The organism is Winogradskyella sp. Asnod2-B02-A, from assembly GCF_045063645.1.
Lineage (GTDB): Bacteria > Bacteroidota > Bacteroidia > Flavobacteriales > Flavobacteriaceae > Winogradskyella.
Genome location: NZ_JBEFOG010000025.1, coordinates 175,289 through 198,156 on the forward strand (window position 1 = coordinate 175,289; position 22,868 = coordinate 198,156).

The 22,868-nt window shown below is 31.9% G+C and carries 17 protein-coding genes; 11 read left to right on the top strand and 6 right to left on the bottom strand.

Annotated elements, in window-relative coordinates:
* Window positions 1-1,237 precede the first annotated feature (1,237 nt).
* The 6 genes from secA to ACJJVO_RS01735 form a co-directional block, all read right to left on the bottom strand.
* A complete protein-coding gene (secA, locus tag ACJJVO_RS01710; protein WP_405569683.1) occupies window positions 1,238-4,594 on the bottom strand; it encodes a preprotein translocase subunit SecA in 3,357 nt (1,118 codons plus the stop codon).
* Between the two features lie 182 nt (window positions 4,595-4,776).
* The gene (locus ACJJVO_RS01715) at window positions 4,777-4,998 is read right to left on the bottom strand and encodes a DUF2795 domain-containing protein (protein ID WP_008272287.1); all 222 of its coding nucleotides are present in this window, start codon (window positions 4,996-4,998) and stop codon (window positions 4,777-4,779) included.
* Between the two features lie 267 nt (window positions 4,999-5,265).
* Entirely contained in the window at window positions 5,266-5,841 is a 576-nt protein-coding gene (locus ACJJVO_RS01720) for a cob(I)yrinic acid a,c-diamide adenosyltransferase (protein ID WP_405569686.1), read from the bottom strand.
* A 370-nt stretch (window positions 5,842-6,211) separates the two neighbouring features.
* Complete coding sequence (locus ACJJVO_RS01725; protein ID WP_405569689.1) at window positions 6,212-6,901, bottom strand: ABC transporter ATP-binding protein; 690 nt, start codon at window positions 6,899-6,901, stop codon at window positions 6,212-6,214.
* An 89-nt stretch (window positions 6,902-6,990) separates the two neighbouring features.
* The gene (locus ACJJVO_RS01730) at window positions 6,991-7,761 is read right to left on the bottom strand and encodes an O-methyltransferase (protein WP_405569692.1); all 771 of its coding nucleotides are present in this window, start codon (window positions 7,759-7,761) and stop codon (window positions 6,991-6,993) included.
* A 156-nt stretch (window positions 7,762-7,917) separates the two neighbouring features.
* A complete protein-coding gene (locus ACJJVO_RS01735) occupies window positions 7,918-9,786 on the bottom strand; it encodes an ABC-F family ATP-binding cassette domain-containing protein (protein ID WP_405569694.1) in 1,869 nt (622 codons plus the stop codon).
* A gap of 100 nt (window positions 9,787-9,886) precedes the next feature.
* Here ACJJVO_RS01735 and ACJJVO_RS01740 point away from each other — a divergent pair, with 100 nt between their 5' ends.
* The 11 genes from ACJJVO_RS01740 to ACJJVO_RS01790 all read left to right on the top strand — a co-directional run bounded on the left by ACJJVO_RS01740 (window position 9,887) and on the right by ACJJVO_RS01790 (window position 22,866).
* The gene (locus ACJJVO_RS01740; RefSeq protein WP_405569697.1) at window positions 9,887-10,690 is read left to right on the top strand and encodes a polysaccharide biosynthesis/export family protein; all 804 of its coding nucleotides are present in this window, start codon (window positions 9,887-9,889) and stop codon (window positions 10,688-10,690) included.
* Window positions 10,691-13,165 carry a polysaccharide biosynthesis tyrosine autokinase gene (locus tag ACJJVO_RS01745; protein ID WP_405569700.1) on the top strand — a complete coding sequence of 825 codons (2,475 nt, stop codon included), beginning with the start codon at window positions 10,691-10,693 and terminating at the stop codon, window positions 13,163-13,165.
* A 20-nt stretch (window positions 13,166-13,185) separates the two neighbouring features.
* The gene (locus ACJJVO_RS01750) at window positions 13,186-13,776 is read left to right on the top strand and encodes a sugar transferase (RefSeq protein ID WP_405569703.1); all 591 of its coding nucleotides are present in this window, start codon (window positions 13,186-13,188) and stop codon (window positions 13,774-13,776) included.
* Window positions 13,773-15,068, top strand: a complete 1,296-nt coding sequence (locus ACJJVO_RS01755) for a nucleotide sugar dehydrogenase (protein ID WP_405569706.1) — start codon at window positions 13,773-13,775, stop codon at window positions 15,066-15,068. The genes ACJJVO_RS01750 and ACJJVO_RS01755 overlap by 4 nt, the downstream gene beginning before the upstream one ends.
* A complete protein-coding gene (locus ACJJVO_RS01760; protein ID WP_405569708.1) occupies window positions 15,068-16,045 on the top strand; it encodes an SDR family oxidoreductase in 978 nt (325 codons plus the stop codon). The genes ACJJVO_RS01755 and ACJJVO_RS01760 overlap by 1 nt, the downstream gene beginning before the upstream one ends.
* 94 nt (window positions 16,046-16,139) lie before the next feature.
* The gene (locus tag ACJJVO_RS01765) at window positions 16,140-17,081 is read left to right on the top strand and encodes a glycosyltransferase family 2 protein (protein ID WP_405569711.1); all 942 of its coding nucleotides are present in this window, start codon (window positions 16,140-16,142) and stop codon (window positions 17,079-17,081) included.
* Window positions 17,071-17,868, top strand: a complete 798-nt coding sequence (locus ACJJVO_RS01770) for a hypothetical protein (protein ID WP_405569714.1) — start codon at window positions 17,071-17,073, stop codon at window positions 17,866-17,868. Before ACJJVO_RS01765 ends, ACJJVO_RS01770 begins: the two co-directional genes overlap by 11 nt.
* Window positions 17,861-19,000: a dTDP-4-amino-4,6-dideoxygalactose transaminase gene (gene rffA, locus ACJJVO_RS01775; RefSeq protein ID WP_405569717.1), complete on the top strand. Its 1,140-nt coding sequence runs from the start codon at window positions 17,861-17,863 to the stop codon at window positions 18,998-19,000. The genes ACJJVO_RS01770 and rffA overlap by 8 nt, the downstream gene beginning before the upstream one ends.
* Window positions 18,990-20,609, top strand: coding sequence for a hypothetical protein (locus ACJJVO_RS01780; RefSeq protein ID WP_405569718.1), 1,620 nt, complete (start codon window positions 18,990-18,992; stop codon window positions 20,607-20,609). Before rffA ends, ACJJVO_RS01780 begins: the two co-directional genes overlap by 11 nt.
* A gap of 95 nt (window positions 20,610-20,704) precedes the next feature.
* Window positions 20,705-21,577 carry an ABC transporter permease gene (locus ACJJVO_RS01785; RefSeq protein ID WP_405569721.1) on the top strand — a complete coding sequence of 291 codons (873 nt, stop codon included), beginning with the start codon at window positions 20,705-20,707 and terminating at the stop codon, window positions 21,575-21,577.
* Window positions 21,577-22,866 (top strand): ABC transporter ATP-binding protein, encoded by a 1,290-nt coding sequence (locus ACJJVO_RS01790; RefSeq protein WP_405569724.1) that lies wholly within the window; start codon window positions 21,577-21,579, stop codon window positions 22,864-22,866. The genes ACJJVO_RS01785 and ACJJVO_RS01790 overlap by 1 nt, the downstream gene beginning before the upstream one ends.
* Window positions 22,867-22,868: the final 2 nt, after the last annotated feature.

Genomic DNA, 22,868 nt, shown 5'->3' on the forward strand with positions numbered 1-22,868 from the left:
ATTTCACTCGAAGTGACGTTATGGGTTTGTTTTATGTTTAGTGTATTATTTTAATATCAAGGCTTACGTCAGTTCGAGTGATTTGTAAAGCATGAGCAAATAGTATCGAGAACCTTGGTTATTGTTAACGCTTCTCGATACAAAATTTCAGAAAGAGAAATTTCACTCGAAGTGACGTTATGGGTTTGGTTTATGTTTAGTGTATTATTTTAATATCAAGGCTTACGTCAGTTCGAGTGATTTGTGAAGCATGAGCAAATAGTATCGAGAACTTTGGTTGTTGTTAACGCTTCTCGATACTAAATTTCAGAAAGAGAAATTTCACTCGACCTGACGTTGTGGGTTTGGTTCATGTTTAGTGTATTATTTTAATATTAAGGCTTAAGTCAGTTCGAGTGATTTGTGAAGCAAGAGTAAATAGTATCGAGAACCTTGGTTGTTGTTAACGCTTCTCGATACAAAATTTCAGAAAAAGAAATGTCACTCGAAGTGACATTCTGGGTTTGGTTTATGTTTAGTGTATTATTTTAATATTAGGGTTTACGTCAGTTCGAGTGATTTGTGAAGCATGAGCAAATAGTATCGAGAATCTTGATTATTGTTAAAGCTTCTCGATACAAAATTTCAGAAAAAGAAATGTCACTCGACCTGACGTTATGGGTTTGGTTTATGTTTAGTGTATTATTTTAATATCAAGGTTTACGTCAGTTCGAGTGATTTGTGAAGCATGAACAAATAGTATCGAGAACCTTGGTTATTGTTAACGCTTCTCGATACTAAATTTCAGAAAGAGAAATATTACTCGAAGTGACGTTATGGGTTTGGTTTATGTTTAGTGTATTATTTTAATATTAAGGTTTACGTCAGTTCGAGTGATTTGTGAAGCATGAACAAATAGTATCGAGAACCTTGGTTATTGTTAACGCTTCTCGATACTAAATTTCAGAAAGAGAAATTTTACTCGACCTGACGTTATGGGTTTGGTTCATGTTTAGTGTATTATTTAATATTAAGGTTTACGTCAGTTCGAGTGATTTGTGAAGCATGAGCAAATAGTATCGAGAACCTTTGTTGTTGTTAACGCTTCTCGATACAAAATTTCGGAAAGAGAAATTTCACTCGACCTGACGTTTTGGGTTTGATTTATGTTGAAGTAGATCACAAAAAAAAAATCCTGATGCGTTAACATCAGGATTTTCAATTCTATTAATGAGATGACTGCTTTTGCAGACATTTATTACTCAACAAGTACCCATTCTCCCTTAGAAATTAAAGGAATGGCTTGTTTGTATTTTACATCTTTAGTTTCACCACTCATTACATGCTTAATCGTTACTTTATCGTTACGTCCAATTTTTGGTTGGTCTCTCACAATAGTCTCAACAACTTGTTGCTGTTGTTGTGATGCTCCTTGACCAGCTTGTCTGTTTTGAGAAGAACGTTCATCTAAATTAGGAATCTCATCTTTTTGAGTTTCTAATTTTTCTTGCTTACGTTGTTTTGCTTCTTGAATCGTATTTGCTGTTTCTTGTGGAATTTCCCCTTTAAATAAGAATGAAATCACATCTTTATTCACTTGGTCAATCATCGCTTTAAACAACTCAAAAGACTCAAACTTATAAATTAATAATGGATCTTTTTGCTCGTGAACCGCTAACTGAACCGATTGCTTAAGCTCATCCATTTTACGTAAATGTACTTTCCAAGCATCATCTACAATGGCTAAAGTAATGTTCTTTTCAAAATCATTAATTAACTGTGTGCCTTTAGTTTCGTAGGCTTTCTCTAAATCGGTAACTACTTGTAAATTCTTTACACCATCTGTAAATGGCACCACAATACGTTTAAAACGGTCGCGTTGTGTGTTATACACGTTTTCAATCACCGGAAATGCTAAATCGGCATTACGTTGCATCTTCTCGCGATAGTGCTTAAAGGCCGCTTTGTAAATTGTACCAGCAATATCAGTGGCATTCATTTTTCCGAATTCTGCTTCAGAAATAGGAGAGGCCATTGAGAAGTAACGGATCAATTCAAACTCAAAGTTTTTATAATCGTTAGCATTTTTATTGTTATTTGCAATACCTTCAGAGGTATCAAAAATCATGTTTGCTAAATCTACTCTAAGACGTTCACCGTGTAAAGCATTACGACGACGCTTGTAAATCACTTCACGTTGTGCGTTCATAACATCATCATATTCTAATAAACGCTTACGAACACCAAAGTTATTCTCTTCTACTTTTTTCTGTGCACGCTCAATAGATTTTGAAATCATTCCATGCTGAATAACTTCACCTTCTTTTAAGCCCATTCTATCCATCATCTTAGCAATACGCTCAGAACCAAATAAACGCATTAGGTTATCTTCTAAAGACACATAAAACTGTGAGCTTCCTGGATCTCCTTGACGACCAGCTCTACCACGTAACTGTCTATCTACACGACGCGAATCGTGACGCTCAGTACCTACAATAGCTAAACCACCTGCTTTTTTAACTTCGTCACTTAACTTAATATCTGTACCACGACCAGCCATGTTAGTTGCAATAGTTACTTGGCCAGCATTACCAGCTTGTGCAACAATTTCTGCTTCTTTTTTATGTTGTTTCGCGTTTAAGACATTATGATCTATTTTTCTGATGCTTAACATTTTTCCTAAAAGCTCAGAAATTTCTACGTTAGTGGTACCAATAAGTACAGGACGACCTGCATTAGATAGGCTTACAACTTCATCAATAACAGCGTTGTACTTTTCACGTTTGGTTTTGTACACTAAATCGTCTCTATCATCTCTGGCAATTGGTCTGTTGGTTGGGATTTCAACAACATCTAATTTATAGATTTCCCAAAGTTCACCTGCTTCTGTAACCGCAGTACCTGTCATACCAGACAGTTTACGGTACATTCTAAAGTAATTTTGAAGTGTTACTGTGGCAAAAGTTTGCGTAGCTGCTTCAATTTTTACATTTTCTTTAGCTTCAATCGCTTGGTGTAAACCGTCTGAATAACGACGACCATCCATAATACGACCTGTTTGTTCATCTACAATCATTACTTTATTGTCCATTACCACATACTGATTGTCTTTTTCGAACAAAGCGTATGCTTTAAGTAATTGGTTTAAAGTATGAATACGTTCTGACTTTACGTTAAAGTCTCTAAATAAATCTTCTTTAAGATTTGCTTCTTCTTCAGATGATAAGCCCATGGCTTCAATCTTAGCGATTTCAGTTCCCATTTCTGGCATTACGAAGAAATCTGGATTGTCTTCACCAGATAAGAATTCAACACCTTTATCAGATAATTCAACCTGATTATTTTTTTCATCAATAACATAATAGAGTTCCTCATCTACTTTAGGCATTTCTCTATTGTTATCTTGCATGTAGTAGTTTTCCGTTTTTTGAAGCAATTGTTTTACACCTTCTTCAGATAAAAACTTTATTAATGCTTTATTTTTAGGAATACCTCTGTAAGCTCTTAATAATTGAAAACCACCTTCTTTAGTATCACCAGCAGCAATTAACTTTTTAGCTTCGGCTAAAACACCGATTAAGTACTTACGTTGTACTTCTTCAATCGCATTAACTTTTGGTTTTAAAGCATCAAACTCGTGCTCATCTCCTCTTGGTACAGGACCAGAAATAATTAATGGTGTACGTGCATCATCAACTAATACAGAATCGACCTCATCGACAATGGCATAATGATGTGGACGTTGTACTAAATCGTTTGGCGAATGTGCCATGTTATCACGTAAATAATCGAAACCAAATTCGTTATTTGTTCCGTATGTAATGTCTGCGTTATATGCCTTACGACGTGCATCAGAGTTTGGTGTGTGGTAATCAATACAATCAATACTCATACCATGAAACTGAAATATTGGTGCCATCCAAGCGCTATCACGTTTTGCTAAGTAATCGTTTACCGTTACTAAGTGTACACCTTTACCAGCTAATGCATTTAAATATACAGGTAACGTTGCTACCAACGTTTTACCTTCACCAGTTTGCATCTCTGCAATTTTACCTTGGTGCATGGCAATACCACCAATTAATTGAACATCATAATGAATCATGTCCCAAGTAATTGGTTTACCTGCAGCATCCCAAGAATTAGCCCAAATGGCTTGGTCTCCTTCTAAAGTCACATAATCATGCTCACCAGAAATTTCACGGTCAAAAGCACTTGCTGTTACCGGAATCTGAGTATTGTGAACAAAACGTTTAGCCGTTTCTTTTACCACAGCAAATGCTTCTGGTAAAATATCGTTTAAGACACCTTCAGTAACGTCGTAGATTTCGTCATCGATTTTATCGACTTCGAGATACATATCTTCGCGTTCGTCAATATCTTCAGTCACTTGAGCTTTAGCTAAAAGATCTTCTTTTTTAGTTTGAAGCGGTTGCCTGGCTTCAGCAATTTTAGCTTTAAATTCAGCTGTTTTTGCCCTAAGTTCGTCGTGTGATAAAGCCTCAAGAGCTTTTTCGAACGTTTTTATTTTTTCAACGATAGGTTTAATTGAACTTACATCTTGTTTAGATTTATCTCCAACAAAGACTTTAAGTACTTTATCTAAAAATGTCATATTTTAATATTTGTAACGGATTGATTGGTGTCAATCTTTTTATTGTTAATTTCAGTTCGTTGTTCTAAAACGTATTTTTTAGTTTTAGAGCATAAGTTATGTTTCGGTAAAAACTTCCGAAAACTAAAAAAAGTCTCTTAGTTATAATAACGCAAGAGACTTTTTTGTGATAATTTTATATGTTAATATTCATCCTCATTCCAGAGGTAATCTTCATCAGTCGGATAATCTGGCCAAATTTCTTCAATAGAATCGTAAGAATCACCTTCGTCTTCTATTGCTTGTAAATTTTCAACTACTTCTAAAGGAGCTCCTGTTCTAATTGCGTAGTCAATAAGCTCATCTTTTGTTGCCGGCCAAGGTGCATCACTTAAATAAGATGCTAATTCTAATGTCCAATACATAATTGCGTGTGTAATTTAATTTTTGCAAAAATAATTTTTTAGTTGAACAATTCAAGAAAAAATCAAATTAATTAGCTCATGAGATAAATATTTTATTTTATTCGTCGCGCTGAACATTTATATTTATGAATTTTGAATCAATCAAAGTTCACTTATAAATGTTTAATCATTAATATAAAGAACGTGTAATCTTCAACTTTTGTTTCGGACTAAATTTTGCATTTTTAATCCTTTTACCGAAGTTATTGCTTTCGCAATGCTATTTTATTAAGATTCTTTATTAGGAATCCACTTTATCTCTTCAGCATGTAAGTCATGTGACAACTTCCGTGCCAATACAAAAAGGTAGTCAGAAAGTCGATTGATATACATTAAAGTTTCCGGTTGAAATGGTTCTAAGTCATTAAGATGAGACGCCAAACGTTCCGCTCTACGGCAAACGGTACGTGCAATGTGACAGAATGACACAGTTTGATGTCCGCCAGGTAACACAAAGTGTGTCATTGGAGGTAGGCTATCTTCCATAAGGTCCATTTCCTTTTCTAATTTCTCAATGTCTTCGTTAGCTATCTTTGGAATGTTTAGTCGTGCTTTTCCATTTTTTAGAGTCGTCTTTTCTGGGTCAGTCGCTAAAATAGCACCAACCGTAAATAAACGATCTTGAATATGCATCAATGTATTTTTGTATAACTGATCTATATTTTGGTCTCTAATTAACCCAATATGTGAGTTAAGCTCATCAATGGTACCGTAACTTTCTATTCTTATATGGTGTTTAGGAACGCGTGTGCCACCAAAAAGTGCGGTTGTGCCTTTGTCTCCTGTTTTTGTGTATACTTTCATGTAAACAAAGTTAAGAGTTATCAATTAAAAGATATAAGTGAAAAGAGAAAAGTTTGAATATGAATTTTGTATTGACCTACCATTACTAGAATGACGGAAGCAGAACTATTTATAAATGTTAGATAAATGAATTACGATTTCTTTTTAAGACGTAAACCATGTCTTAAGATTAAGCATCCAATGATTAATATAATTGAAGGCATAAAAAGAAAATAATATACGATGTTAATGTTTTGTTTTATCGCATAATATGAAATTAGAATGATAAGTGTTATTGCAAAAAAACATAATAAAACACCTAAAATGATAAAACCAATTTCTTTTCGCATTCTTTAGATTTTCTTGTGCTTATAATAAAGTTATAACCAAACTATGGATTAAAAGTATCACTCTCAATAACACCATCACGTAAACGAATAACACGTTTGGCGTGTGCTGCGATATCCTCTTCGTGTGTAACCATAATAACTGTGTTTCCGTTGGCATGAATTTGATCAAAAAGACCCATGATTTCAGTACCAGTTTTAGAATCTAAGTTACCCGTTGGTTCATCTGCAAGTATGATTGAAGGTTTATTTACTAATGCTCTTCCTACGGCTACACGTTGTCTTTGTCCACCAGAAAGTTGATTAGGTTTGTGATCCATTCTGTCTGCGAGGCCAACATCAGTTAAAACTTCAGTAGCACGCTCATTACGTTCTTTTTTTGAGGCTCCAGCATATACCATTGGTAACGCTACATTATCTAAAGCTGTTGTTCTTGGTAATAAGTTAAAGGTTTGAAAAACGAAACCAATTTCTGTGTTTCTAATTTCGGCAAGTTCATCATCAGTCATCTCACTTACGTCATTTCCATTTAAGTTGTAAGAACCAGCCGTTGGTGTGTCTAAGCAACCTAGTAAATTCATTAGTGTAGATTTACCTGAGCCAGAAGGTCCCATAATAGCGACATATTCACCACGCTTAATATCTAAATCAATACCTTTTAAAACATGAACAACCTCTTGTCCTAATTTAAAATCTCTAATGATGTTTCTAATTTCAATGACGTTGTCACTCATATTTAAATGATGTTATGGCTTAAATCTTTTGCAAGATAAAGGAATTTAAAAATCGGTTCAATAGATAAGACGTTAAAATTGATGACTTGTTACAATCTTATTCTAAAATGTTCTTTGGCTTGCTCTTTTCTGAAAAAAACAAACCCTAGATGGAAAACATCTACGGTTACGGTTACGGAATCGTGATTTTTAATGTATTCCCAAGCTTCAGTCATGCCTTCAGACCAGTAAATATCATCAAAAACAAAGACCGTTTCATTATGAGTTTTAGGCAAAAGCGCTTCAAAATATTCAATGGTGGCTTCTTTGTTGTGATGTCCGTCAAAGAAGATAAAATCAAAGTTGTTATTTTTTAAATTGGGAATGGTATCACTGAAATTTCCTATTAGAAATTCAACATTATTAATGTGATGGTTTTTAAGTTGTGATTGGGCAAAATTTGAAGTGTTTAGACAGCCTTCAATAGTTATGATTTTTGAGGTTGGGTTTGCTATTGCTAAAGCGTAAGTTCCCATGCCTAAAGAGGTACCTAATTCTAATACCGTTTTAAATTTAAAATAGTCAGAAAGGCGATATAAAAGATTTGAATCTTTTTTAGAACTGCTAGAGGTTTTTGCCATTTTACCAACATTTCGCTGGTTGGCATCTAAAACCTTAGAGCCTTCACCTAAATCTGTAATTTGTAAAACTGTGTTTGATTGAAGTAGCTCTTTTTTATACTGTTTTAGTTTTGTGTAAGCCTCAAACTTTGTTTTGTTATAAAGGCATTTAGTTACAAAATTATAAACAAAAGGGGAGTGGACTCCATGCTGATTTGATGCTTTTGCTAAGAATTTTATGTAAGCCTTTAATTGGTACACAGATTGAATTTATAAAAGAAATAAAATTTGAGTTGAACACTGAATTTTTGTTCGTTACAAAGTTACAAAGATGTTTAGCGGTTATAAAATTTGCAATAACATCTTTGTAAACACTGTAAAAATAATAATGTAAATGTTGTTTTATTCAATGAAAAATTAGCCTTCTAGTTTTTCAGCCAACTCAAACCAACGCATTTCTTTTTCTTCAATGGTATCAATAATAGTTTGTAGTTTCTCAGAAAGTTTGCTAATCTGGTCTTGTGATAATTCCGGATTAATGAATTTTGCTTCTAATGCAACTTTATCTAATTCTAGAGCTCTAATTTTAGAAGTTAAATTTTTGTATTCTTTTTGTTCGTTATAATCTAATTTACTGGCTTCGTTTTGTTTTTTAGATTTTGTGTTATCTATTTTTTCTACAACTTCAACTTCCGCTTGTTTTGATTGGCTAGAATCATAGGCTCTAAAATCTGAATAGTTACCAGGGAAATCTTCAACTTCTCCTTCGCCTCTAAATACAAACATGTGATCTACAATTTTATCCATAAAGTAACGGTCGTGAGAAACCACTAACAATACACCAGGAAAATCCATTAAGAAATCTTCGAGGACATTTAAGGTTACAATATCTAAGTCGTTAGTAGGCTCATCTAAAATTAACACATTTGGATTCTGAATTAATACGGTACATAAATACAAACGTTTTTGTTCGCCACCACTTAGTTTTTCCACAAAATCCCATTGTTTTTTTCTATCGAATAAAAACTTTTCAAGTAATTGCTGTGCACTAATTTGTCTGCCTTTTGCTAATGGAATATAATCACCAAATTCTTTAATGACATCTATAACTTTTTGGTTGGGTTTGGCTTTTATGCCACCTTGTGTATAATAGCCAATTTTAACAGTTTCACCAATTACTACTTTGCCGCTATCTGGTTGAAGTGTTTCTGTAAGTAAATTAAGGAAAGTCGATTTTCCTGTGCCGTTTTTACCAATAATGCCAATACGTTCTCCTTTTTTAAAGGTATATTCAAAATCTTTTAAAATAACCTTGTTTTTAAATGCTTTAGAGACTTTATGAAACTCAATGATTTTACTACCAAGACGTTCCATATTAATATCTAATTCAATCTTATGGTCATTACGACGTTGATGGGCTTTAGATTTTATTTCGGAGAAATCATCAATTCTACTTTTAGACTTTGTAGTACGTGCTTTTGGTTGGCGACGCATCCATTCTAATTCTTTTTTAAAGAGCTGCTTGGCTTTGCCAACTTCGGTAGCTTGGTTTTCTATACGTGCTTCTTTTTTTTCTAAATAATAAGAATAATTGCCTTTGTAGGTATGTAATTCACCATGATCTAATTCTACAATTTCGTTACAAACACGCTCAAGAAAGTAACGGTCGTGCGTTACCATAAACAAAGTTTGCTGTGTTTTAGAAAAATAGTCCTCTAACCATTCAATCATTTCTAAATCGAGGTGGTTGGTAGGTTCATCAAGAATTAAAATATCTGGTTTGCTTAATATAACTTGGGCTAAGGCTAAACGTTTTTTTTGTCCACCAGAAAGTGTACTTACTTTTAAACTAAGGTCATCTAATTTTAGTTTTGATAAGGTTTGTTGGTATTGTGTTTCAAATTCCCAAGCATTAAAACGATCCATGCCTTCAAAAGCTTTTTGGTAAGCCTCAGCATCTTCAGGGTTTTTTAAAGCATGTTCATAAGCTCCAATAATTTTTAAAATTGGAATGTCTGAAGCTAAAATAGTTTCCTCTAGAGTAAGGTTGGGATCTAAATCTGGTTCTTGATCTAAAAAGGCTAATCTGAGCCCTTTTCTTATAACTATTTGCCCATCATCAGGTGCGTCTTTTCCTGCTAAAATATTTAGGATAGATGTTTTTCCACTTCCATTTTTTGCGACAAAAGCAATCTTCTGATCTTTATGAATACTAAATGACAAATCTTTAAAAAGCACAAGCTCTCCAAAAGATTTTGATATGTTTTCTACGTTGAGGTAATTCAAACTTTTTTTTACAAAGAACGTAAATAAACCAAAAAGAATACTAATAGTTTTGATATTACTATTGATACATTATATTTGTCTCTAAAGATCCATTATATATATGAAGCATATTAAGCTTTTAATAATTGTTTTGAGTTGCGTTATTGTTTCGTCTTGTATCCCTCATAAAGACACAGTTTATTTACAAGTTAAGGAAGGTTCTGCTTATGATACTATTCCTAATAACATGATCGAAGTTCAGAAGCCTTATCGAGTACAGATTAATGATATTCTTAATGTAAGAGTGAAAGCTATTGATCAACAAACGGTAGAAATACTTAACCCGGTTGGTGATGCTAGCTTAAATGCAGATAGTGCAGAACGTGCTTATTTTGATGGTTTTACCGTAGATCTTCATGGTAATATTAGAATACCAACACTAGGCTATCTTAATGTTTTGGGTTTTACAACTGAAGAGATTGAAAAAATCATAGAAGAAAAATTACTTGAAGATCAATTTAAGGAAACGGCTAATATATTTGTTACTGTGAAATTAGCAGGTTTAAGATACACTGCAAATGGTGAAGTCGGAAGACCAGGAAGTCAGGTGTTGTTTTCTGAACGCGTAAATATTTTTGAAGCGATTGCAAATGTTGGTGAGATTTTAATAACAGGAAATAGAAAAGAGGTTAAAATTATTAGGCAATATCCTCAAGGACAAAAAATACATAGTTTAGATTTAACAGATATTAATGTAATGAAATCACCATATTATTATATTCAGCCTAACGATATAATTTATGTAGAACCTTTGAGACAGAAATCAATAGGAACTGGAGAAACTGCTGTTTCAAGTATTGCTACCATAGCATCTATACTTTCTTTACTTACTACAGGAATCTTACTTTTTACACGATTGAATTAAATGGATGATAATTATATAGATATTGACGATCAGGAATCTAAATCTCTTGGATTTGATTTTAAAGGATTTTTATTTAAAGCATTAAATCTGTGGAAATTCATTTTACTGTGTGTAGGTCTGGCATTAATTGTAGCCTATTTAATTAATGTTAGAAAGCAAAATATATACAGTTTAGATTCTTTAATCACTGTAGAATCTGATCAAAATCCATTTTTTACTGCCAATACTAGCATCTCATTTAATTGGGGAGGAGTTTCTGGGAAAGTAGGTAAAGTAATGACCTCAATAAATACACGTTCTCACAATGAGCTTGTTGTAGATAGTTTAGAGTATTACATTCAATACTTGCAGCAAGGAGAATATAATAAGTTAGATATTTATGGTAGATCACCATTTGTTTTTGATATTAATAAGTCTAAGCCTCAGGTTTTAAATTTTCCAATTCGAATTATTAAAAAGAATGATAAGGAGTATGAGATTTATACCAATACGGAAGCGACGACTAAATCGGCTCAGATTTATGATGATAAGTCTAAAACTCAAGTCAATTTGCCACAAGGAGAATTTAGGCAAACGTTTAAGTTTGGTGAATCTATAGAATTACCCTTTCTTTCTGGGAAATTTACAATGAATCCTAAGGTTAATTTTTCTGAAGGAACAGAATATTATTTGAGTTTCTTGAATTTTGATAATGTGGTAAGTAGTTACCAACGTAGTATTAAAATAGGACCTTATAATAATGCTGCATCTTCCGTTTTAAGACTTTCTCTTGTTGGCAATAATAAAGTGAGAATAGCTGATTTTTTAAATGCAACAACATCAATATTGAGTAGAACGGAGTTAGAACGAAAAAATCTTTACGCCACCAATACCATTAACTTTATTGATAGTAGTTTAAGGGCTGTTGATCTTAACTTAAAAGATGTGACAGGTAAGATGAACACTTTTAGGAAAAAAAATAAGATTTTCAGTGTTGATGAAGAAATGGCTCAATTATCTGAAAAGTTAAAAGATATTGAATTACAAAAAGAAGAAGCAAATTCTAAGCTTAACTACCTTAATTCATTAGAGAATTATTTAACTACAACTACAGATTACTCGCAAATTGCTGCACCGACTTCTGTCGGAATAGACGAAAGTAATATTTTAAATAGTGTAGCAAAAATAACTAATTTATCCATTGAGCGTCAAAATCTAGAAAACTCAACTAAAGAAGGTTCTGTTTTATTAAAAGAAATTGACAGTAGAATTGATGCAGAAAAGAATGTTTTATTAGCAACAACTAAATCTACAAAGTCTACTTTAAACTTTCAGTTGAATACTATTAACAGAAATGCTGCCAACTATGAGGCGAAGTTAAGTGAGCTGCCAGAAGATCAACAAGAGTTTTTAAAGATTCAACGCCAATTAGATTTGAGTCAAGAAGCTTTTGATATCTACATGGAAAAACGAGGTGAAGCAGCCATAGTTAAGGCGGCCAATGTTAGTGATATCACAGTAATTGATGAAGCAAAAGATATAGGTAATCCACCAATTGGACCAAAGAAGTCTTTAAATTATATGATGGCTTTAATGGTAGGGTTTTTTAGTCCAATGTTTTTGGTCTTTGTTGTTTTTCTACTTGATAATACTATTCATGGATCTGACGAAATTGCTAGAATGTCCAAAATTCCAATCTTGGGATTAATTGGTAAATATCGATACAAAAATAATTTAGTAGCTTTTGAGAAGCCTAAGTCTGCGGTAGCAGAGTCTTTTAGAGCTATTAGATCGAGTTTGCAGTTTGTTTTTAAAAAGAATGCTTCTCAATCTAAGGCAAATACATTAATGGTAACTTCTTCTGTAAGTGGCGAAGGGAAGACATTTACATCCATAAACATTGCGACAGTTTACGCGCTTTCAGGAAAAAAGACAATTCTTTTAGGTCTAGATTTAAGGAAACCAAAAATCTTTGATGATTTTAATATTACTAATGAGAAAGGTGTTGTTAATTATTTAATTGGCGATAGTAACTTTGATGAGGTCGTTACACACACACATATTGAAAATTTAGATATCATTCCTTCGGGTCCAATACCTCCAAATCCATCAGAGTTGTTAATGAGTGATAAGTTAAAAGAACTTATAATGACACTTAAAGATGAGTATGATATGATTGTATTAGATACTCCTCCTTTAGGTTTAGTTACAGATGCACTAGAATTAGTACAATATGCAGACGCAACTATTTTTATGGTAAGATTAGATTATACTAAAAAAGGCATGCTTCAGTTAGTTAATGCTAAACAGCGTACTGGTGAACTTAAAAATGTCAGTTTTGTACTTAACTTTTATAGACATAAAAATAATAGTAATTATGGCTATGGTTATGGCTACGGTTATGGTTACGGCTACGGTGTTTATGGAAATACATACCATGAAAAAGATAAGTCATCCTTACTTAAGAAGATTAAGGATTTCTTAAAAAGAATTTAACCAGTTATATATCTTATATTTTGATTACTAAAACGCAGCTCCAAGTAAAACGTGTGTTTGATGTGGTTTTAGTATTACTCATTCTGCCTATATTTTTGATCCCTATAGTTTTACTGATTATTATAGCAACTATAGATACCAAAAAATATGGTATATATTCTCAATACCGAGTAGGCCAGCATGGAAAGCTCTTTAAAATATATAAGATCAGAACTTTAAAGGATACAGAAAACCATCAACGGGATTTAGAGGAGCGAGCTACAACGATAGGGAAATATTTAAGGAGATCTAAACTAAATGAATTGCCTCAATTAGTTAATGTGCTCGTTGGAGATATGAGTTTTGTTGGTCCGAGACCTGATTTGCAGGGTTTTGCAGATGAATTAAAAGGAGAGGATAGAATTATTTTGAAGGTGAAACCTGGAATTACTGGTCCGGCTACCCTAAAATATAGAAATGAAGAGCGTGTATTAGAACGACAAAAAGACCCAGTTCACTACAATAGAATGATTATTTGGGTAGATAAAGTAAAAATCAATAAAAATTACGTTCTGAATTATAGTTTTTACTTAGATTTGACACTCATTTTAAAATCTACTTTAAACAAATGACACATTCAGAAGATAAAATTGCAATCATAGGATTAGGTTATGTCGGTTTGCCCCTTGCTGTAGAATTTGCAAAGAAATTCTTTGTAGTTGGTTTCGATATTAACAAGCAACGAATCAGTGAATTAAATACAGGCCTTGACAAAACATTAGAAGTTGAAAACGATAATTTAAAATCGGTTTTAACAACAGACTTAAATGCAAGTACAGGGTTATATATTACAGATAATGTAGAAGCATTAGCAACTACTAATATTTATATTATTACAGTTCCTACACCAACAGATGCTCTAAACAAGCCTGTGTTTACTCCTTTAATAAAAGCGAGTGAAACTGTAGGTCGTGCGATGTCTAAAAATGATATTGTTATATACGAATCTACAGTATATCCTGGTGCAACAGAAGATATTTGTGTGCCTATTTTAGCAGAAGTTTCTGGATTTACATATAATAAAGACTTTTTTGCAGGTTACTCTCCAGAACGAATTAATCCAGGTGATAAACAACATACTGTAACAAAAATTTTAAAAGTAACTTCTGGTTCTACACCAGAAATAGCTAAAAAGGTTAACGACTTATATTTAAAAGTCATTACAGCAGGTACGCATTTAGCACCTTCTATAAAAGTAGCAGAAGCGGCAAAAGTTATTGAGAATTCGCAACGTGATATTAATATTGCTTTTGTTAATGAATTATCTAAAATATTTAGATTATTAGATATTGATACTAAAGACGTTTTAGAAGCTGCAGGTACCAAATGGAACTTCTTAAAATTCTCGCCAGGTTTAGTTGGTGGTCATTGTATAGGAGTAGATCCTTATTATTTAGCTCAAAAAGCGATAGAATCTGGGTATAATCCAGAAATTATTTTAGCTGGTCGTAAGATGAATGACAGTATGGGAAGCTACGTAGCTACTGAAACTGTTAAAATGATGATTAAAAAAGGAGCTACCATAAAAGGATCAAAAGCTTTAGTTTTAGGAATCACATTTAAAGAAAACTGTCCAGATATTAGAAACTCTAGAGTTATTGATATTATTGAAGAATTAGAAACGTACCATGTAAATGTAGATGTTTACGATCCATGGGCTTCAAAAGAAGAAGTAAAGCACGAATATAAATTAGACTTAATTAGTGATTTTGGAGATTTAAGTTCAGATTATGATGCTGTTATTTTAGCTGTTTCACACAATGAATTCTTAAAATTAGATATCACTAAATTAAAATCACAAACAGGTGTTGTTTTTGATGTAAAATCATTACTTCCTTTAGACACCGTAGATGCAAGATTATAATGTATTCAAACCCACATCACACAGTAGATCTATCTGAGTTAAGTTTTCTAATTACAGGTGGTGGAGGCTTTATTGGCTCTAATCTAACAGAATACTTACTAAAGTATAATGCTAAAAAAGTAAGAATTTTAGATAACTTTTCTAATGGTCATCGCGAAAATTTAGCTGAATTTATGGATAATCCAGCCTTCGAACTTTTAGAAGGTGATATTAGAGATTTAGAGACTTGTAAAAAAGCGATGGACGGCATTGATTATGTGTCTCATCAAGCAGCTTTAGGTTCTGTGCCTCGTTCTATAAATGATCCGGCAACAACTAACGAAGTTAATATTTCTGGATTTTTAAATATGATGATTGCATTAAAGGATAGCCCAACGGTAAAACGTATGGTTTATGCAGCGTCTAGTTCAACTTACGGAGATAGTAAAGCATTACCAAAAGTAGAAGACACCATAGGGAAACCTTTATCTCCTTACGCGGTTACAAAATATGTCAACGAATTATATGCTGATGTATTTGGTACTACTTATGATACTGATGTTATTGGATTGCGTTATTTCAACGTATTTGGACCTAAACAAAGTCCTAGTGGTGCCTATGCAGCCGTAATTCCATTATTTATGCAAGCGCTTAAAGATAATGAGCCTTCAAAAATTAATGGTGATGGTGAGCAAACAAGAGATTTTACCTTTATAGACAATGTGGTTCAAGCCAATGTAAAAGGCTTTTTTGCTTCTAAAGAAGCGAAGAATGAAGTCTTTAATGTGGCTTGTGGTGAGCGTATTACTATAAATTATTTGTGGGAGTCATTGCGTATTGCTGCAAACTCTGAATTAAAGGCCATTTACGGACCAAATAGACAAGGTGATGTTAGAGATTCTTTAGCAGATATTTCTAAAGCACAAAATCTATTAGGTTATAAACCAAAATATACCGTAAGAGAAGGTTTAAAGATTACTTGGGATTATTTTAATTAAATTTTGAATCAGTTCTAGTTTACTTACTTCGAGTAAAAAATGTATTTTAGCTACATCATTTTATTAATCATAAATGATGTAGCTAAATTTTTATATGCAAGTAGCAAAAACAAAAATTTCATTTGTTGTACCAGTCTATATGGCTGAATTTATTCTCGAAAAATTAGTTATCGAGATAGATAAAGTAATGTTAGTTATTGGTGAGGCCTACGAGGTTGTTTTGGTTGACGATAGAAGCTCCGATAATAGTTGGGAAGTAATTGAAAAACTATCAACGACTCATTCACATGTAAAAGGGATAAGATTAAGTAAAAATTTTGGTCAGCATCCTGCTATTTTGGCTGGATTGTCTCAAGCCGAAGCAGAGTGGATTGTGGTTTTAGATTGCGACTTACAAGACCAACCAAAAGAAGTAGAAAAATTATATGAGAAAGCCTTAGAAGGTTTTGATATTGTTTTAGCCAAAAGAACCCAACGAAAAGATAATTTTTTAAAGCGATTAAGCTCAAAACTATTTTCAATTATCTATGGTTACCTTACAGATACTAATTATGATAATTCAGTAGCTAATTTTGGAATATATAATTCTAAAGTAATAAAATCGGTTTTAAATATGAACGATTATATAAAATCGTTTCCACTTTTTGTAAGTTGGGTTGGGTTTAAATCTACAGCTATTGAAGTAGAGCATGCGGAAAGAGAATCTGGAAAATCATCATATACAATTTCTAAACTTTTAAAATTAGCCTTCAATACCATAATTTCGTTTTCTAATAAACCTTTAAAACTTGTTGTTAAATTAGGATTAATTATATCTCTCATTTCAATATTTTTTGGTCTTTATACAATCTACGCTTATTTTAATGGTAAGATAACGGTGTTAGGCTATAGCTCGTTAATTGTTTCAATTTGGTTTTTATCAGGTATTAATATTACAATAGTAGGTGTGGTAGGAATTTATATTGGTAAAATATTTGACCAATCAAAAAATAGAGATCCATTTATAATTGATAAAATTATTAAACATGACGTATAATAATATAAATTCAGAACAAATAGTTGTTGGAAAAAATACAATAATTGAACCTTCTGCAAAAATTACAGGAATAAATGGAAAGGCAAAAAAAATTGTTATTGGTGATAATTGTTATATAGGTGAACATGTTCAGATTATCTGTGATGATTTTTCGCTTGGCGATTATTCTAAAATTCAACATCATACAAATGTTCATGGATATTTGCCTTGTAAAATTGGTCATAATGCATGGATTGGACAATACACAATTATAGATTCGATAGGAGGGACAACAATAGGCAATAATTGTGGTATTGGTGCACATTCTCAAATCTGGAGTCATGTAAAATTTGGTGATACTTTAGAGGGCTGTAGATTTCTGTCTGAAAAAGAAATGATAATTGGAAATGACGTTTGGTTTGTTGGTCATTGCATTGTCTCTCCAATTGTAGCACAAGATAAATCTATGGCTTTAGTAGGCTCTGTTGTTACAAAAGACATGAATTTCAACGAAATTTATGCAGGTTCTCCAGCCAAATCAATTTCGGATAAAATAGGCTTTCAATTTAATGAAACTACAGTTGACGAAAAGTTTAATAAAATGATGAGTTATATTAAACAATGGAATGGAAAATCAGACAATATTAAAATAATAAGAAATACTGAAGAGGTCGATTTAAATAATTTGAATATTTCATATTTTAATGTATCAGATAGAACGTACACAAAAACTGGTAATGATGACGAAGTTAGTTTCATGAAGTTTTTATTGCCAGATAAAGCTAAATTTGTTCCTTTAAATGACTAAAAAATATACTCCATTTAATAAACCTTATCTCACAGGAAAAGAAACCACTTACATTGAAGAAGCCGTTGCGTCTGGTAAGATTTCTGGGAATGGCATGTTTACGCAAAAATGTCAAATCTTTTTTGAAGATACATTTCAAATAAAAAAAGCATTACTAACCACGTCTTGTACAGATGCTTTAGAGATGTGTGCTATTTTATTAAATATTACTGAAGGAGATGAAGTTATTATGCCTTCTTATACATTTGTATCTACAGCCAATGCATTTGTTTTACGAGGAGCAAAAATTGTATTTGCAGATTCTAAATCCGATAATCCAAATATTGACGAAACAAAACTTGAAGCGTTAATAACCAAAAAAACTAAAGCCATAGTTGTTGTTCATTATGGTGGAGTTGCTTGCGAAATGGATACTATTATGCATTTGGCAAAGGAGAACAATATTTTTGTGGTTGAAGATTCTGCGCAGGCTATAGATTCTTATTATAAAGGAAAGGCTTTAGGGAGTATTGGTCATTTAGCTACGTTTTCTTTTCATGAAACAAAGAATATAATTTCTGGTGAAGGAGGCTTGTTGGCTATAAATGATAGTCAATTTGTTAATAGAGCTGAAATTATATGGGAAAAAGGTACTAATAGATCTGCTTTTTTTAGAGGAGAAGTAGATAAGTATGGATGGGTAGATATAGGTTCTTCCTTTTTACCGTCAGAAGTTATTGCAGCTTTTTTATGGGCACAATTAGAAAATATTGAAAAAATACAATCTCGACGGAAAAATATTTGGAATCAATATTATCAAGGATTATTACCATTAGAGGTAGACGGAAAAATAAAATTACCCAAATTGCCTAATACGACTTCTAACAATGGACATCTGTTTTTTGTGTTATGTAATTCTTTTAAAGAACGTTCAGAATTAATTTCATTCTTAAAAGCAAAAAACATACATGCTGTATTTCATTATTTAAGTTTGCATAAAAGCGTATTTTATAAATCTAAACATGATAATAGAGTCTTAAATAATAGTGATATGTTTACGGATCGATTACTAAGATTACCTTTGTTTTTTGAGTTAGATGATGAAACTATAAAAGAAATAGTAATTGAAATAAAGGCATTTTATGAAAGTTAAATATGCTTATTTTTTTTACATACTTCTGTTTTTTATTTTAGCATTAACTGCTTTAAATTTTAATTATGTAGAAGGTGATGATGCTTCTACTATTTTACATCATACGTTAGGTAGAGATTCAAATTTACAGCCTGTTTATTCTCCTTATCATAGTATGCTCGATACTATGTTGTCTTTAGTGCCATCTCAAAATGAAGGAACTTTGAGATATATAAGTGTGACAGCTTCTTTTTTATCTGGTTTTTTTGTTCTTTTCTTTTTGGCTTATTTATTAAAGGATAAGTTTCTTAAATATGAGGAGCATTTAACTTATTTCTTATTTCTATTACCTTTTTTTATACCAGATATATTATTTAATAGTTTATTAATAAATCCGGCTAACATCTCTTTTGCTTTAATTTTACTAGCACATATGCTCTTTAATAAATACCTAAATTCTAAGCGCTATTTATATTTGGTGCTCTCTGTTTTGCTATTTGGTTTTGGAGTTAGTTTTAGGTGGAATAATGGTTTTTATTTATTTGTTTTATTCGGAGTTTATTTATTAGATATAAATAACAATACTAAAGGTCTAAGTATTCTTAATCAATTTAAGAAAAGCTTCTTAATTTTTCCGCTATTTATAATATCTGTTGTAGGATTTATTCAAATTTCAGGTTATTCAATTTTTGATATTATTGATGTATATAAATATGGATCAAGTTATTTAGAAAAAAGTGATTATTCTTTGTTAGCAATGGCAGCTTCTGCTATTCCGTTTATAACTCCAGTATTTTTATTGCTTTTTATACTCGGAATCATTAATTGTTTAAGAGACAAAAGATATATGCCTTTAACTCTTTTGTTAATAGCATTAATACCATATTTCTTATTAGGGATTTATCCGTTTTATAAATATCTAATATGTATACTTGTACCTATAGTGTTTATACAGTTTTATGGTTTCCTGAGTATTAAACGAAAGGTTTTTAAAACTATAATAGTTTCTGCTGTATTTTTACCTTGGGTTTTCGGACTTCAAATACAAAGTAATTCGGCTTGGGGACCAGGATTTGAAATGAAAATTAAAAATTCTAATTCTAATGATTTAAATAGTTTTAATCCAGATAACTCTACTGCTATAAAACAAGTTAAATTAAATTTTGGATCTGGTATGGCCATGCCAACACCAGAAGGGCCACGTCCATTATACGGATTTGGTAAAGTTTTTCTAACGGATTGGTATCAGTTTATTGAAACCAATAATAACGAGAGAGAAATGGCCGTTAAATATGCACTAGAAAATAAGTGTAATATTTTGCAAGATGTAGATCATGCTTATATTTTCACTAAGCTAATCGAAAAAAAATTACAGATGCGTAAGCCATATGGCTCAGCCGATAATTTATATACGCGTCGTGAGTTTACAAGTGAAAAGGATACTGTGTTTGTGGATGTGTTTAATAATAAAACTGAATTATTTAATTTTGAAACAATGACTAAATATAGGCAAGAGGATAATTGTATAGTGATCTATTCGTCCTATTCTAATATTATTACAAAATTAAAAGGGATTTATCTCACAAAATTTGAGCAACAAGGTGCGTATTGGGGAATTTTGAAAAATTAATTGCATAATTAAATTATTACTATCCAAAATGCATTGGATTATTGTTTAATTCCTTTGTTTCATTTCTTATATTAGCGCAATAAAACACTATTCAATTGAAAACTGCTGAAGAGCATTGGTTATACGTTATTTCTTCTAAAAAGAAACTGATTGATTTTAATTTCAAAGAGATTTGGCAATATAGAGATTTACTTTTTTTATTTGTAAAAAGAGATATTGTTACATTATACAAGCAAACCGTACTTGGACCACTTTGGTATTTAATTCAACCTTTATTTACGGCATTAATATTTACATTAATTTTTAATAATTTGGCAGATATTCCAACAGGAGAAGGTGTGCCTAATTTTCTGTTTAATCTTGCAGGCATAACATCTTGGAATTATTTTAAAGAATGTTTAGTTGGTACAAGTGATACTTTTAAGAAAAACGAAAATATTTTCGGAAAGGTTTATTTCCCTAGAGTAATTATGCCAATGTCTGTTGTGGTTTCAAACTTGCTAAAATTTGGAATTCAGCTGCTTGTGTTTGTTGGTTTTTATATTTATTATGTCAGTTTTACTGATAAAGCAACAGGTGTTTTTCCGCAAATTAGTTTACTGCTGTTACCTGTTTTAATATTCTTTATGGCATTATTAGGCTTAGGGTTCGGAATGATTATTTCCTCTATGACTACTAAATATAGAGATTTAACCTTTTTAGTTCAATTTGGTGTGCAGTTATTAATGTATGGATCCGCAGTTATTTATCCAATGTCTTATTTTAAGGATAAATTGCCAGATTATTATTGGCTTATTGAATGGAATCCTATAGCAATTACTATTGAGTCATTTAGAACCATTTCTTTTGGTGATAGTAGTTTAGAAATAAGTAAATTAGTATATACAGCAATAGCTAGTTGTGTGATATTTTTAATAGGATTAGTTATTTTTAATAAAACAGAAAAAAGCTTTATTGATACCATATAATGAGTTCGGATATAATATTAAAAGTAGAAAATGTAGGTAAGCAATACCGATTAGGACTTGTAGGTACAGGTACAATTAGTCATGATCTTAATCGTTGGTGGAATAATATTAGAGGAAAAGAAGATCCATATTTAAAAATTGGTGAAACCAATGATAGAAGTGAAAAGGGGAGCTCTGATTATGTTTGGGCAATAAAGGATATTAATTTTGAAGTCAAACGAGGCGAGGTATTAGGTATCATTGGAAAAAATGGTGCAGGAAAATCTACATTGTTAAAGATACTCTCAAGAGTAACGGGACCAACGATTGGTCAGATTAAAACAAAAGGACGAATTGCATCATTATTAGAAGTAGGTACTGGTTTTCATCCTGAAATGACAGGTAGAGAAAATATTTATTTAAATGGTGCTATTTTAGGAATGACCAAAGCCGAAATAAGCAGTAAAATTGATGAGATTATTGATTTTTCAGGATGTATTAGATATGTAGATACTCCAGTTAAAAGATATAGCTCAGGTATGAAAGTCCGTTTGGCCTTTGCCGTTGCAGCACATTTAGAACCAGATATTTTAGTGATTGATGAAGTCTTAGCAGTAGGTGATGCAGAGTTTCAGAAAAAGGCTATTGGGAAAATGCAAGATATTAGTAAGGGAGAAGGGCGAACAGTCTTATTTGTTAGTCATAATATGGCAGCAGTAAAAAGTTTGTGCACAAGAGCTATTGTATTAGAAAATGGTACAACCGTTTTTGAGGGAGATACTGAGGAAGCTGTTGATTTTTATCTAAGTAAAGGGAAAGTTTTAAATGCAATTGCTTTAAGTAGTCGGACAGATAGAACTGGAAATGGAAAAATTAGATTAACTGATATTAATTTTTTAAACAAGCAAAATAAGAGTGTCAATCAAGTTATATCTGGAGAATATGTAAAGGTGAATCTGACATTTGAAAAAAATAATTTAGACATTGATTTTGAACGTTTTTTTATTGGTATCAACTTTAAAGACGACCAAGAACAAATTGTGTTAAGTTATTTGAGTGATGAAATGGGTAGTAATCTGTCTGATTTTTCTAATAAAAATGAAATAACATTAGAAATTCCTAATTTATTTATTAGGTCAGGGATTTACGATTTGAGGGTACAAACAGGTATTGGGACTAATCGAGAAAGCCATTTAGATACGATTGAAAATGCTGCTACGTTGCAGGTATTACCTGGTAAATTATGGTCAGATGGAATAGTAAATAGGCCTGGGAATTTTGCGATCTTACCTGGTGAATTCAAACTATAATA

Coding starts and splice junctions, on each gene's coding strand:
- secA (WP_405569683.1), bottom strand. CDS start 4,594: ATGACATTTTTAGATAAAGTACTTAAAGTCTTTGTTGGAGATAAATCT.
- ACJJVO_RS01715 (WP_008272287.1), bottom strand. CDS start 4,998: ATGTATTGGACATTAGAATTAGCATCTTATTTAAGTGATGCACCTTGG.
- ACJJVO_RS01720 (WP_405569686.1), bottom strand. CDS start 5,841: ATGAAAGTATACACAAAAACAGGAGACAAAGGCACAACCGCACTTTTT.
- ACJJVO_RS01725 (WP_405569689.1), bottom strand. CDS start 6,901: ATGAGTGACAACGTCATTGAAATTAGAAACATCATTAGAGATTTTAAA.
- ACJJVO_RS01740 (WP_405569697.1), top strand. CDS start 9,887: ATGAAGCATATTAAGCTTTTAATAATTGTTTTGAGTTGCGTTATTGTT.
- ACJJVO_RS01745 (WP_405569700.1), top strand. CDS start 10,691: ATGGATGATAATTATATAGATATTGACGATCAGGAATCTAAATCTCTT.
- ACJJVO_RS01755 (WP_405569706.1), top strand. CDS start 13,773: ATGACACATTCAGAAGATAAAATTGCAATCATAGGATTAGGTTATGTC.
- ACJJVO_RS01760 (WP_405569708.1), top strand. CDS start 15,068: ATGTATTCAAACCCACATCACACAGTAGATCTATCTGAGTTAAGTTTT.
- ACJJVO_RS01765 (WP_405569711.1), top strand. CDS start 16,140: ATGCAAGTAGCAAAAACAAAAATTTCATTTGTTGTACCAGTCTATATG.
- ACJJVO_RS01770 (WP_405569714.1), top strand. CDS start 17,071: ATGACGTATAATAATATAAATTCAGAACAAATAGTTGTTGGAAAAAAT.
- rffA (WP_405569717.1), top strand. CDS start 17,861: ATGACTAAAAAATATACTCCATTTAATAAACCTTATCTCACAGGAAAA.
- ACJJVO_RS01780 (WP_405569718.1), top strand. CDS start 18,990: ATGAAAGTTAAATATGCTTATTTTTTTTACATACTTCTGTTTTTTATT.
- ACJJVO_RS01790 (WP_405569724.1), top strand. CDS start 21,577: ATGAGTTCGGATATAATATTAAAAGTAGAAAATGTAGGTAAGCAATAC.